Annotated in this window: 7 protein-coding genes and 2 pseudogenes; 3 read left to right on the forward strand and 6 right to left on the reverse strand. The window is 50.5% G+C overall.

What is annotated here, in order from left to right; translation table 11 throughout:
* Together MKX42_RS32920 and MKX42_RS32925 are read right to left on the reverse strand one after the other, a co-directional pair.
* A pseudogene (locus MKX42_RS32920) lies at nucleotides 1-887 on the reverse strand (collagen-like triple helix repeat-containing protein); the annotation flags it as partial.
* 250 nt (nucleotides 888-1,137) lie between these two features.
* A complete protein-coding gene (locus MKX42_RS32925; protein WP_340757946.1) occupies nucleotides 1,138-2,613 on the reverse strand; it encodes an ABC transporter substrate-binding protein in 1,476 nt (491 codons plus the stop codon).
* 79 nt (nucleotides 2,614-2,692) lie between these two features.
* Between MKX42_RS32925 and MKX42_RS32930 the strand changes: the two genes are divergently transcribed.
* Nucleotides 2,693-4,585: a sensor histidine kinase gene (locus MKX42_RS32930; RefSeq protein ID WP_340757948.1), complete on the forward strand. Its 1,893-nt coding sequence runs from the start codon at nucleotides 2,693-2,695 to the stop codon at nucleotides 4,583-4,585.
* Nucleotides 4,560-6,176 (forward strand): response regulator, encoded by a 1,617-nt coding sequence (locus tag MKX42_RS32935; RefSeq protein ID WP_340757949.1) that lies wholly within the window; start codon nucleotides 4,560-4,562, stop codon nucleotides 6,174-6,176. The genes MKX42_RS32930 and MKX42_RS32935 overlap by 26 nt, the downstream gene beginning before the upstream one ends.
* Nucleotides 6,177-6,188: 12 nt before the next feature.
* On the opposite strand, the gene MKX42_RS32940 is transcribed toward MKX42_RS32935, so the two are convergent.
* Together MKX42_RS32940 and MKX42_RS32945 are read right to left on the reverse strand one after the other, a co-directional pair.
* Nucleotides 6,189-6,917, reverse strand: a complete 729-nt coding sequence (locus MKX42_RS32940) for a protein-glutamine gamma-glutamyltransferase (RefSeq protein WP_340757951.1) — start codon at nucleotides 6,915-6,917, stop codon at nucleotides 6,189-6,191.
* 123 nt (nucleotides 6,918-7,040) lie between these two features.
* Nucleotides 7,041-8,741 (reverse strand): DUF4127 family protein, encoded by a 1,701-nt coding sequence (locus tag MKX42_RS32945; protein ID WP_340757953.1) that lies wholly within the window; start codon nucleotides 8,739-8,741, stop codon nucleotides 7,041-7,043.
* A 687-nt stretch (nucleotides 8,742-9,428) separates the two neighbouring features.
* Here MKX42_RS32945 and MKX42_RS32950 point away from each other — a divergent pair.
* On the forward strand, nucleotides 9,429-10,025 hold the full coding sequence (locus tag MKX42_RS32950; RefSeq protein ID WP_340757954.1) for a lysozyme: 597 nt from the start codon (nucleotides 9,429-9,431) through the stop codon (nucleotides 10,023-10,025).
* Nucleotides 10,026-10,141: 116 nt separating this feature from the next.
* Here the strand turns inward: MKX42_RS32950 and MKX42_RS32955 are convergent.
* Both MKX42_RS32955 and MKX42_RS32960 read right to left on the reverse strand, forming a co-directional pair.
* Nucleotides 10,142-11,702 (reverse strand): annotated as a pseudogene (locus MKX42_RS32955) (IS1182 family transposase).
* Nucleotides 11,703-12,045: 343 nt separating this feature from the next.
* A complete protein-coding gene (locus MKX42_RS32960; protein WP_340757955.1) occupies nucleotides 12,046-12,645 on the reverse strand; it encodes a hypothetical protein in 600 nt (199 codons plus the stop codon).
* Nucleotides 12,646-13,135: the final 490 nt, after the last annotated feature.

A 13,135-nucleotide genomic window follows, 5' to 3' on the forward strand; every position in this document is an offset into this window, starting at 1 on the left:
GCCCCGGTCACTCCCACGCCTGTTGCGCCTGTCGGGCCCGTCACCCCGGTCGCTCCTGCTCCTGTTGCGCCTGTCGGGCCCGTCACCCCGGTCGCTCCCGTCACTCCTGCGCCTGTTGCACCTGTCGGGCCCGTCGCCCCGGTCACCCCTGCTCCTGTTGCACCTGTCGGGCCGGTCGCCCCGGTCACTCCTGCTCCAGTCGCGCCTGTTGCACCCGTCACCCCGGTCGCCCCGGTCACCCCTGCTCCCGTTGCGCCTGTCGGGCCGGTCACTCCAGTCGCTCCAGCACCAGTCGCCCCGGTTACTCCCACTCCCGTTGCGCCTGTGGGGCCAGTTACTCCGGTCGCACCCGTTGCTCCGGTCACTCCCGCGCCCGTTGCGCCTGTTGGACCCGTCACACCCGTTGCGCCGGTCGGGCCGGTCGCCCCGGTCGCCCCTGCTCCAGTCGCTCCCGTCACTCCCACTCCCGTAGCGCCTGCCGGTCCTGTGGCTCCGGTCGCCCCGTTCGCCCCAGTAGCCCCCGTTGCACCAGTATCACCCAGCAGTTCAGCCGAGACCAGCCGGTGGGCAGTGACAAGCTGTCCCGTGCTGCTCTTGCCCCATACGGAGATCTGAACCGGATCATCTACAGTTGCCGGAGTGGCAAACACAAATTCAAAGGCGTCCAGATCCGCATAGTAAGTATTAGTAATAGATCCATTGGCAGCTATATTAAGTGATTGACTGACATACAGTACCCGCATGTCTCCCTGCATATAATAGCCTTGTAAAGATACTGTAGAAGCTGCAACACTACTGCGGTTATCAATTCTGACCGTAACCTGTGTAGTGGGTCTTACTCCTCCAACTGCATTGTTTTCCAGTGGTCCTGTGGATAGTAGAGTCATTTCCCAGTCTCCTTTAACGACAGATTTGTATTGTTCTGATAGATTGTCCTTTCCTCGCTTAATCTATCTTTTAACTACATAGAAGCTAGCAGCAGAAAGATGGATCAATATAGTAATATTCTGCGATTCCGGCACGGTGTGTGCAGTAGAGCTAGATTCCGGCAGGCATCCCGTATAAATAGGAGACAACACAAAGAGAACCTCCCCTCAGCCGCAATGGCCGGGAAAGGTCCCTGAATATAAGCCTATTCTATTCCCGTCCGCTGCTTGAACGGCTCTGCAGACTCTCCCCCAATAACGGGGAACGGGGATCGAACTGCGGGTAGATATACTCCTCACGCCGAAAAGAATACCCGGTAGCTGCAATATCCAGCATCTGATTCAGCCGTTCACTCTCGCTGCCCAGTCCCTGGTCCAGCGGAATATCCCCCGCGATGATCCGCAGGTACAGCTGCATTCTTGGGCGGTCACCTGAATAACGCGGCTCCATCGACACCGTACTCGGGTCGTATTGGTCCATGATCTGCGGGGAGAGCGGATAGATCGATTCTGCTGCGGTGGGATAGAATTCCCTGAAGTGGCGCAGCCCATGTGAAGCGCCCGGCTTATCCATAATCCCGTCTGTCACCGGGAGGGCGAGCGCCTGCTGGTACAGCATGCCCAGGAAACCCTGCGATTGAAGAAATCGCCAGACCTTCACCGCAGCCTCCCGGCTCTGCGATGCACTGTTCACCACCAGCGGAGCATGAGGGACCATCATCAGGGCCCCGGCCCCGCGCCGTGACAGGTCCGCTGCCGGAGGGAGCGCTACCCCCCAGTCATCCTTAGGCATATACTCCTGCAGCCTTACATAATCTTTGCTGGTAACATACATCATGCCGATATTGCCGTCCGCGAATTGCCGGAGCGCACTGCTCAGCTTCAGCAGAGTCTCCCCCGGATAGAGACTGCCCTGCCGCTTCATCTCCCGTACCATTTGCAGCCAGGGAGCATACACACTCAGGTCATAACGGCCCGACCGGTAATCATAAAGATAATAACCGCTGTAGGTATTCGATAGCTCCAGTCCAGCCTGAAGACTGGCCCGGCTATCCCCGGCGGGCAACGCGAAGCCGTATTTGTTCACCGGTGCTCCGGCCCGGCTGATCTGCAGGGCTGCCTGCTCCAGTGCAGCGAAGGTAAGCGGAGGCTGCTCCGGGTCAAGTCCCGCGGTCCGGAACAATTGCTTATTGTAGATCAGTCGCACGGTATCAATACTGGAGGGCATGAAGTAGATTCCGCCCTTGAACAACGGGCCTGACGCGAACTTCCTGGCCCATACCGGGAAGCGCAGCAGCCATGCGGCATCCAGCTCCGCAGACAGATTAGCGAGATACCCCTTGTTGACATAAGTCGCCAGCCAAGCGTTATCGACACTGAACACATCCGGTCCCTGCCCGGAGGTCATCAGCATATTCAAGGTATCGTCGTATGCGTCTGTAGCAAGGTTCATCACTACAATCTCAATCTGATCGGGATTTGTTTTATTATAATGGCTGATGGCGTTCTTCACTTCCAGGTTCTCCATCCAGTCAGACAGGGCGATCCTCACCCGGGTGGCCTGTGCCGCCGGTACGGCCTTCTCATCCGGAGTGAGGTCCGGCAGCAGCGGGCGGTTATAACCAAGAGTGTAAATAGCCAGCCCGCAGCCTAAGACGGCAATAAGATAGAACAGTAACCTTTTCACACTGCACCTCCTGCGTTGACATCCTGACTTTACGCGTTTTACAATGTATACCAGTTATTACCTCGGAAGGAGGACTCCGATGAAGAAATATTACGATTCGTTGTCGAAGGCACTCTTCCTCTATAACTTCAGCATCCGCAGCCGCCTGATTCTCTACTTCCTCTTCCTTGTTCTTCTCCCGACTACGATCATCTCGGTCACCATCTATAACAAATCCGCCGGGATCATTACCCGGAATATGAATACATCGATTGAGAATAACTTCAATCTGGTTCAGGATAATCTGGCCCGGCGGTTCGAAGCCGCCAATCAATCCATGACTGCGCTGTACCTGAATTCTGAATTCGCGGACCTCATCTCCTCCAACCGGCCAACAGACAGTACCGGAATCATTAATGAACTGGCAGCCCTTAGCAAAATCCTTGAGGATTTCCCCGCGAACGGGACCTCCGGCAGCAACTTCGTTCCTATGCTCTATATGCTGAACCGGCCGGAATATACCCAATATAATTTCTCGCGGCGTGTATTCAATATCGATCTTATCACCTTGAAGCCCTGGTACTTAGGCATTCCGGCCAAAGCCGATTTTGCCGTGGTCGGCCTTAGCTCGCTGGATTCCAGATTCACCCTCAAATTCGCGAAGCGCCTGTTCGGCATCCGGCATGCACAGCTGCCCTATGTCGGACTGCTCACCCTCGATATCCCGGCGGCCGAATTCAGCACGCTCCTGGAGCATTATAAGCCCACGCCCGGCAGTAAGGTCTATATCGCAGACAAGGCCGGAACCATCGCCATCAGCCCTGAGCCGTCACTCATCGGCCAGAATATCGCTGCCCAGGATTATTACAGCAAGCTTAACCTGACTACAGACCATACTGACAACACCGGTAACCCATCCCCTCCAGACCACCCGTCCGCTCTGCATTCCTTCCGCCACTCCATCGGCAGCGAGGAGATGCTCGTCTCATACAAAACCCTGGAGAACACCGGCTGGACCATCCTGTCCTTCTCGCCTGTCCGCGAGCTTAACGGGGAGCTGATCTCCTTCCGCCGGGTGATGTACGTCGTCATTGTCATCTGCATGCTCGTCTCCTTCCTGATGGCGCTGCTGCTGTCCGAGAATATCTCCGCACCCATCCGCAAGTTCATCCAGTCGATGTCGCATGCCGAGAGCGGAAACTTCAATATCCCCATCCGCTACCGGCGCAAGGACGAATTCTCCTATTTATTCAACCGCTACAATAAGCTGCTCCAGCAGATTAAAGCGCTGATCGACAAGCTCTACGTCACCGAGCTGCGCAAAAAAGAAGCCGAACTGCAAATGCTCCAGGCCCAGATCAATCCGCATTTTCTCTACAATACCCTGGACTCCATTAACTGGATTGCCATTAACCACGATATACCCGAGATCAGCAGCATGGTCACCTCGCTCTCGGATTTCTTCCGGTACAGCCTGAGCAAGGGCCGCAATATTATCCCGCTCCGTGATGAGCTGCGGCAGGTCGAGAGCTATCTGCAGATTCAGCAGTTCCGCTTTCAGGACCGGCTTCACTATGAGCTGGAGGAGACGGACCGGGCGCTGGCAGAGGAATGTCTGGTGGTGAAGCTTAGTCTCCAGCCGCTGGTGGAGAATGCCCTGATTCACGGGATTCAGCAGCGGCGGGGCACCGGCACGATCCGCATCCGGGTAGAGCAGACGCAGGAGCTGCTTAGCATCTCCGTGTTCGACGATGGAATAGGCGCCGATCCCGCACGGCTGAACCAGCTGCTGGCAGACCCGCAGCCGGGCAATCAGTCTTACGGCATCCGCAATGTGCATATGCGGATCCGGCAGTTTTTTGGAGAGTCCTACGGCATCCGTTATTACGACAATACCGAAGACGACTGCGGTCTGCTGGCTGTCATCCGGTTCCCGGTGGTCACTACTTGGAATGAGGTGAATGAAGATGTTAACGATGATCATAGCAGATGACGAGCCGTTTATCCGCAGCAGTCTGATCCGTGTGTTCGATTGGCAGGAAGAGTTCGGGATTGAGATTATCGGGGAAGCCTCGGACGGGCTGGAAGCGTACGAATTATGCCTGAAGCTCCGGCCGGACATCCTGTTCACCGACATTATGATGCCGCTAATGGGGGGACTTGAGGTAGCAGAGAAGCTGCGGGAGGCAGGCTGTGCCACCCGGATTATTATTATCAGCGGCGCCCAGGACTTCTCCTACGCCCGGGAAGCACTGAAGGTGAACGCAGAGGGATATATTCTGAAGCCTGTCAAGCTGCCCGAGATCCGCAGTGTTTTCCTCCAGGCGGTGGCGAAGCTGACAGAGGAACGCGAGCAGCAGCTGGATATGAAGCAACTTAAGCAGCAGCTTCAAGACAATATGCCGCTGCTGCGGGAGAAATTCCTCCAGAATCTGATCGCTGGCCTCTACCGCAAGGAGGAGGAGATCTGGCAGAAGATACAGTATTTCGCCCTGCCCTTCCAGCAGGGGACGCTTCTCAGCGTCTGTGTGCTCCAGTTGGATGAATACCGGAGCGCGGTGGATAAATACTCGGAGGAGCACAAGCAGCTGCTTTATTTTTCTATCCAAAATATCATCCAGGAGAGCCTGGACAGCCACCCTTGCGCCATCAGCTTCGTGGCCAGCGAGAACGAGTTCATCCTGGTGTTCTGCACCCCGCAGACGCCTCCGTCCCACTCCATCTCCGGGACCTGCGGGCAGATTATTGCCAACATTCAGAAGTATCTGCGGCTGGATGCCTCCGTCGGCATCGGGCGGGCTTGTCCGCTGGCGGGCCAGCTTGAGGATTCCTATAAGGATGCGCTGGCCGCGCTGGTGTACAAATTCTATACTGGACCTGCCTCCGTCCTCTACATTAACGATATCCAGCCCGACACAGAGAAGCTGCAGAGCACCTTTATCTATAAACTCCAGGCCCGGCTGATGAATGAATTGAAGGCAGGACATACGGACTCCGTCACCCGGCTGATGGAGCAGCTCTTTGGCGGGCTGGCCGGGCCCAAGCATAGAATTGAATATGTGCAGAGCCTCTGCGCGGAGATGATTTTCACCTCCGCCAGAGCGCTATATGAGATAGATGAGGATATCGGGCAGGTGCTGAGCGACCGGATTAGCATCATGGATAAGCTGTATCAGCAGACCACGATCACCGGCCTTAAGGCGTATATGCTGTCGCTCCTGCATGACTTAAGCGCTTATGTAGCAGGCAAGAACACCTCCAGGAACAGCCGGATCGTCAGCAGCATCCGCACCATCGTTCAGGAGGGATACGCCTCGGAGCTGTCTGTGTCCAGGATTGCCGAGGAGGTGTTTCTGACACCTAACTACATCAGCCTGCTGTTCAAGAAGGAGACCGGCGGAACCATTACCGACTATATCACCCAAATCCGCATAGGCAAGGCGAAGGAGCTGCTGCTGACCACGGACCTGAAGGTCATGGAGATCTCGGAGCGGGTCGGCTATGAGAATCCCCATTATTTCAGTACTGTTTTCAAAAAAACCACCGGTCTGCACCCGCTCAAGTTCCGTTCGGCCAAGGATTAGACCGCCTCCGAGCTAGCGGATAATATAAGATTTCGTACCTATTCTGGAGAAGATGGCCGTTTTTGCATTCACTTTGGAGGAGAGCGGCGGGCTCAGCCGTGAGTTGCCAAGCGAAGCAATATAGGCAAAATCCGGGTGAAGCCCCTCATCCGCCAGATAGGCAGAGGTCCGGCTGCCCGGCACCCGCTCCCTGTTGAGCGAGGTTATCATCTGAGTGGCATTCTTAATTCCGAGCCCGTGTCCGTAGTAACTGTCTCTGGACAACATAATCGCGTTCTCCCCCTGCCATTCCGGCTTAGCCGGATCATGGTCGGGATTCTTGAAATAGACTACATCGCCCGGCTGTAGCTCATTCCTGTTGAACGTGGTAATCAGCTTCAGATTGCTGTCATAGTTCCAGTCCCACAGGTACAGGCCGGTGAAATATCGGTTGAAGGCCGCCTCTCCGATCATGTTGATGGTTGCTTTATAGAGAATCATCACCATCGCCATAGCACATTCGAAGGCATACAGCTGTCCATTGACAAAAATATCATTAATCGCCGCCGAAGGAGTGACATTTGCATTCAGCTCAAATCCACCGCCTCCTGTACGTGTCCAGTACCTCGGATTGCAGCGGGAATTCTCGAAGGTCGAGAAATCTGTCCCCCCTACATTCATTGCCCGGGCTGCCGCAATAATCTCCCCCCGCATTCTGCTCTCAAAGGCCATATCCGCCGGAGCCGCGTATCCATACCCCATTCTGCTTCCCCCTTTCGTCTTCTTGCCATGAAATATAGGTTATTGTACGTGTCGGGCCTCCTATTGGTGCGTAAACAGCCCCCCGTAATCTATCCACGGGGAGCTGCCGGTCAGAAACACCTATTATTCTAACGTGACATGAGGATTCAAAGTAATTTCAAAAGCGCGGCCCCAAATATAATCGGGATCATCGTATGGGAGAACTGCACTGGCGTATTCGGAGAAGACCCAATGGCCCCCCTTAATCTGCCGGATACTGCACGCCGGTTCGGCACTGCCGATCAGGAAGGCGCCCGTCCCGGCAAGCGCGGCTGTGTGTGTCTGCATCCGCTCTCTCAGCAGAGCCTGAAGATGAGCGTAGTCCTCCGGGCTATTGAACAACAACATGTTCTGATCTGTAAAAGTCGCAACATTCTCATACAATGAATGGGCTCTGGAGTACGTCCGGATTTCGCCAATCGCCAGCCTTTTGTAGAAGTAATCCTTCAGGAAGCGCTTGAACAATAGCGAGCCGTGAGCGTTAACTGCAAGATCCAGCGCCGCCGCATCGGTCTCTGTAACGACATAAGCATACCGGGCCTGGGCCATGCCCAGTGCGAGGCCGATTTTGTTCCCCGGCGTATTCCAGCCGCTGTATCCTAATAGCGCGCCAGTATGCCTGCTGCCCAGCAGAGCCTCAGTTATACTTGCATCTGCTGCACCTGCGCCGACACAGTCAATCACTACCGAAGGGATGAGGCGGGAATTGTTATCCTCGATACGGTTAACCGCAGCCAGCGCCTGATCCGCTGCTGTAATCGCGATAATCTCCACCTCACGGGCATCGCCTACCGCCTCTCCCCCCACAATATCCAGATGGCGCAGGATGTTCTGATGCACATCCATATATTCATACGGACTCGTAAGGGTAGAGCCATGCGGTCCGAAATATTCAACGGTATACCTGGTTGTGGCTCCGTTCCGGTAGAGCTGATTCGCCATCCGCGCCAGTAAGGACTGTCCCAGTCCGTCTGCATCCGGGAGAATGATGGCCCGGTCCGGATTTTGACCCTGAGTCCCGCCCAGCCATTCATTAATGCCTGCTTCCATATATTGAATCTCGTTAATCTGCACGCCCTGAGTATTGGCATCATCCACACCGATAGCAAGGAAATCAATAGAGCCCTCCTGCGCCAGCACCTCCAGAATATAGCGGTTCGTCTTGAACTTATGCGCTCTGGTATTGTAATACTGCTCTTTATCAAAAGTAGCTGTACTGCCATAGGCACCCGTCGGGGACAGGTTATATCCGGTAAGAATATCTTCGAACTGCGTGAAGCTTCTGCGCGGCTGAAGCATGAAATTACGGGACTCCGTATACGCCGCGAGGTCCAGCCCTTCCGCAAAAGAGGTGGTGGCCAGCCTCATAATCGTATCCATTACATACACCGGCTTGTCCGGGTAAGCTTGCTTCACTTCACGGATGACGTTCAGCAGATTTGTAATTGCAGCGTCATACGCCGGGTAGACACCGCCCGCATCCGCCCGGAGACGGCGGCTCCCAATCAATCCCCCGTAGGCAAGCATGTCCGCCGAGAGAATATAACCGTCCACGGACGCCGCATGATCCAGAATAAATTGCCGGATTTTGGCGGTATCTCCGTAGGCCGGTGAGGAGGTGGTCAGCAGGGTTGTGCCTGATGCTGTCTTTTGCGAATCCAGGCGATTCTTAAGATCCGTTACATCCGGTGTGATCACATCAATGCCCGCCGATCTCCCCTGCACAATCACATCATCCAAATTAACAGGCCGATCATCCAATGGTACATATAGCACTTTCTTCATTGATGTCACGCTCCCTCTAGTTAGCAGATAGGCTCAGAACAGATGCCTTCACTATATAAGGAGATTTACACAGATAGATTACAACCAGAACAATAATTTTTTTTTGCCACGCGTCCATAAAAGGGAATATACATTGACTCTAGTGTTTACAGTGTTAAAATACAGGAACATTTGTTCTTATTATTTGGAAAATGGTTGTAAAAAAGGAATCTCATCTCTCTTTATTGTGTAGGAAGGAACTCTTCAAGAGGAAGGGGGCAGACAATGAAACCGGATGATAGTTTAAATCGCCGTTTTATTTCGTACATGGCCAATCTTATCTATTACAACTCTATTAATTATGACAAAAAAAGAAGAATGAAGGACACTCGGTTATGTCTACAACCTTAAGGACGAGGAGATAGCCCGAAAATTGGGTTACACCCAACAAAATATCTCCAAACACCGGTTAAAAGCTTTAGAAAAATTGCGCCGGTTACTAACGGAGGGATGATAAGGAAATGTTTACTCAATTATTAGTACAAGCACAACGAGACAAGGATTCGGAGGCGACATTGCATATCCAGACTCATTTCTCTTTATATAATGTGAAGACAATATGGCATTGCAGAAAACTTGGGAATGGTGCTCTGGCTTTGATTCCTCCCTATTGTTCTTCTACTAAAAATAATTTCAGGAGTGATTATTATGGCAAATCTAGGCACTGGCGGAGCAGACCTTATCAAATCGCATGAGGGATTTTCCTTGAAATTTTATGGAGATCCTGTTGGGTATCCAACAGTTGGTTGGGGACATCTGATAACAAGGAATAAAACATATACTAAAAATACAACAGGTAATCCAAAGGATTCTCTTCTAACCCAAGCACAAGCTGATGCTCTATCAAGCTCTTTGAATCTAGGTTATACTTCACCAATTTCTCAGTCTAAGGCAAATACTTTTTTCACTGAGGATACTGCTAAGGCTGTAGCAGCAGTAAATAAATTGTCACTTCCTAATGGCCATACACTTTCGCAAAATCAGTTTGATGCCCTTGTTTCGCTCACTTTTAATGGAGGTTCTGGGGTGCTAGCAACCGCTGATGTACAAGCTATGCTTAAATATGAGCAAATATATCCATCTTTTTATGGCCCAATTTCAACAAATGAGCTTAATAATTGTTCGAAATTGGTCAGCAAAGCATTTTCATATGATAGAAGTTTACAAAGACGAAGAAATGAAGAAGCAACTTTATTCTGTAAAGGCAGACAGTATACTCACAAATATCCAGTATACACACTATAGTTTAATCGTTTTACGGCATAAACAAGGGGCTGTCCCAAAAGTAGATACTCTACTGGTGGGAAAAAATCCCATGCCTTCTTAAAAGATGAATTTGTAAGAAAGGGAGCGATTCTCCGTTATTGGAGGATCGCTCCCTTGCGTTTCTGGTCATTCGCTGCTTGCTTCAGCAGGTTGTGAGCAAGCGAAAGCCAACCGACCTCTAGCGTCACTTTTTCCATGCCGCGAAGCAGAAAGCGCCGGAAGCCCCGGTTATTCTTTAATTGTCCAAATACACTTTCCGGCTCCGTCATTCGACGTACGGCCAATAGATAGCCTTCCTCGCTTCGGAGGATTTCTTTCGCCTGTTTCTGGTATCTAAGCCGCTCCAAACTGACTGCGATTTCCCGGTTTCCGCTTCCCTTCGTGCAGTTTTCTTTTAGCGGACAACTTCCACAGCTTTGACTTTGGTAATGACGCTTCTTAATTTCGTATCCACTCTCTGTGGTTTCCTTGCTCTCTCGTTGGAAATCCAGCGGGTGTCCAGCTAAACACGTCCAGCGATCCTCGGATCCGTCGTAGGCCCAGTTCTCGATTTTTCCGACGTCGGCTTTCCAGGCTTTGCTCTTTTCTTTGTGGTAGGTGCTGTATTTCACGACGGCCTGTATCTCGCTCTTTTCCAGATAGGCGTAGTTTTCTTCACTTCCATAGCCGGCATCTGCAATGACCGTCTTTGGAAGTTTCCCGAGGAATTGCTTTGTTTTTGCCAGATGTGGTTCTAAACAGCGGGTGTCACCCGGTCTTTGATGGAGACTGTAGGCCACAATAAACTGGTTTTCGGTCCCGATCTGTAGATTATAACCTGGCTTCAGTTGGCCATTTCGCATGTGATCTTCTTTCATCCGCATAAACGTTGCCTCGGGATCGGTCTTGCTGAAACTGTTCCGGTCCCCAAGCAGCTTTTGATATTGTTCGTACTTCTGCAGTCGAGGGAGCAAATCCTTACGCAACGTCCGAACCGTCTTTTTTAGGGGCTTGTCTTTCGGTTTTTCGGCAAGCTGAGCTTCAAGCTTTTGCACGGCTTGTTCGAGTTTCTCACTGTCCATTTCCGAACCGGTGCTGAGTTCAGCCAGATCTTTGCCCTGGTTCTCTTGTTCTTCCTGCTCTTCCGCTGCGTCAATGTCAGCGAATAGGGCCTGTACCTTATCTTGCAGTTTCGCTTTGTGTTTGCTGACCGCTTTGCTCCAGACAAAGGTGTAGCGATTGGCATTCGCCTCGATCTTAGTGCCGTCCACAAAATAATGCTCCAGAGACACGTATTTTTCGTTAGCCAGAAACTGAAGCACGGCGGTAAATACCGTTTCGAGGACATTTCTCATCCGCTGGGAACGGAAGCGATTCAGCGTGCGGAAGTCGGGTCGCTGCCGTCCGGCCAGCCACATGAAGGGAATGTTCTCCCGGACCGCTTTGGCGATTTGGCGAGACGAATAGATTCGCTGAGTGTACGCGTAGATGATGACTTTGGTAAGCATTTTAGGATGGTAGCTGTCACGGCCGCCGCCGGGATAGGCCGCGTCAAAAATGGCGTTGTCCAGCCGATTGACGGCGGCATTCACGACACGAACGAGGTGATTTTTCGGGATATCTTCTTCCAGATCCCATTGGCAAGCAAAGTTGGTCCATGGTATATTGAATGTACAAAGAAACCTCTCCTTTGAAATGGTTGTGTGGTAACTCCATTTTAACAAAAGAGAGGTTTCTTTTTGTGATTTTAGAAAGATTTGAAGAAACTTTTCCCGCTTAAACAGCGGAGAGGACGGAACGACCTGCGGAAAAGCGGCAGCGGTCGCCTTGGTCTCCGGATTTTCACCGCTAAGGGGAATGAAAAAAATCTGGAGACCACAGCGACCCAAACAACGGTCCGTTTGCGCAGCGTTCACCCAAGTGCTCACGTTGATCCTACTACAAAATAAAGAGCTGTCCCAAGCAGCCATTTCATGGCTTTTGGGACAGCCTCTTGGCTTATTACATAACCTTAATTCATTTAATCAGTAATTTTTTTAAGCTCAAAAATAGTTGCCTCAGATAACAAGATAAGCCTATCGTTATTAATAACAAAAAAAGTTACACTTACAGGTATTCTAAGTTTTGTAGAAGGGTCACTTATATCCATTACTTTTAATACATCATTTATCTTTAAGTCCGGGATGTCTATTTTATATAATCTATAAAAAGCGTCAGAGTTATTGCATGTCGCTGTAATCTGATATAATGGATTTTTTAGCTCATATTGATAATCACTGTAGTTTTTAAGTCCTTTGGATGAAAAAAAGTCTTTATTGATGATAATTTCATCTCCAATAAATTTTTGCCCTGTTGGATATTCAGAAGCATCATTATATGAATTTGCAAATCCTAAAAGCTTCTCAACTCTCCAGGTTCCATAGAAATATTGTTCAGTTTCACTATCCAAGTTTATATTTTCTGCATTAAAACAATCGGATTTGTTTTCAGGAATAATAGCCTCCTGAGTTTCAGGTTTAGGCTCACTAGAAGTATTGGGATTTGATGCCTTTTCAACATTTCCACAAGCCGATGCTAACATCAACATAATCATCATACAAGCCAATATTGTTTTTTTCATATCTCACACTCCTACTATAAATTAATGTTTCCGCATGTTTACTCGCTATACTAATTGAATTAATCCGCGTATGGATTAAAATCTGTTCCATCTTTTTTTGTTCACTATGTACCTTCACTGTTGTATAACAAATCTCCTTTCGTCTGCCTTAGCAGAAATTATATCAGAGCAAATGAAATCATGAATGACATAATATTAACATTATTTACGATTTAAGTTAAATTCATGTCAATACTTTCTTTCTTTTTGGTACCATCTACCCGGATACAGTGTTGGATATACCCGTAAGTCTTCTCAACATAAAAGCCTACCCAGTTTAAAGGCAGACTCTCTATATTCATTCAGTATTATTCAGAAAAGTTAATACCACTTAACTTCCGTTCACAACCCCATCAAATGAACTATTTGTTATAGACGATGCAAGAATATTCTTTATCCAATTGTGTTCATTTATAGATTAGAATAATAAAAATGAATGTGAAAGGAGAGT

This window comes from Paenibacillus sp. FSL R7-0204, assembly GCF_038002225.1.
In the GTDB taxonomy this organism is placed as follows: domain Bacteria; phylum Bacillota; class Bacilli; order Paenibacillales; family Paenibacillaceae; genus Paenibacillus_AQ.

Coding starts and splice junctions, on each gene's coding strand:
- MKX42_RS32950 (WP_340757954.1), top strand. CDS start 9,429: ATGGCAAATCTAGGCACTGGCGGAGCAGACCTTATCAAATCGCATGAG.
- MKX42_RS32945 (WP_340757953.1), bottom strand. CDS start 8,741: ATGAAGAAAGTGCTATATGTACCATTGGATGATCGGCCTGTTAATTTG.
- MKX42_RS32940 (WP_340757951.1), bottom strand. CDS start 6,917: ATGGGGTATGGATACGCGGCTCCGGCGGATATGGCCTTTGAGAGCAGA.
- MKX42_RS32930 (WP_340757948.1), top strand. CDS start 2,693: ATGAAGAAATATTACGATTCGTTGTCGAAGGCACTCTTCCTCTATAAC.
- MKX42_RS32935 (WP_340757949.1), top strand. CDS start 4,560: ATGTTAACGATGATCATAGCAGATGACGAGCCGTTTATCCGCAGCAGT.
- MKX42_RS32960 (WP_340757955.1), bottom strand. CDS start 12,645: ATGAAAAAAACAATATTGGCTTGTATGATGATTATGTTGATGTTAGCA.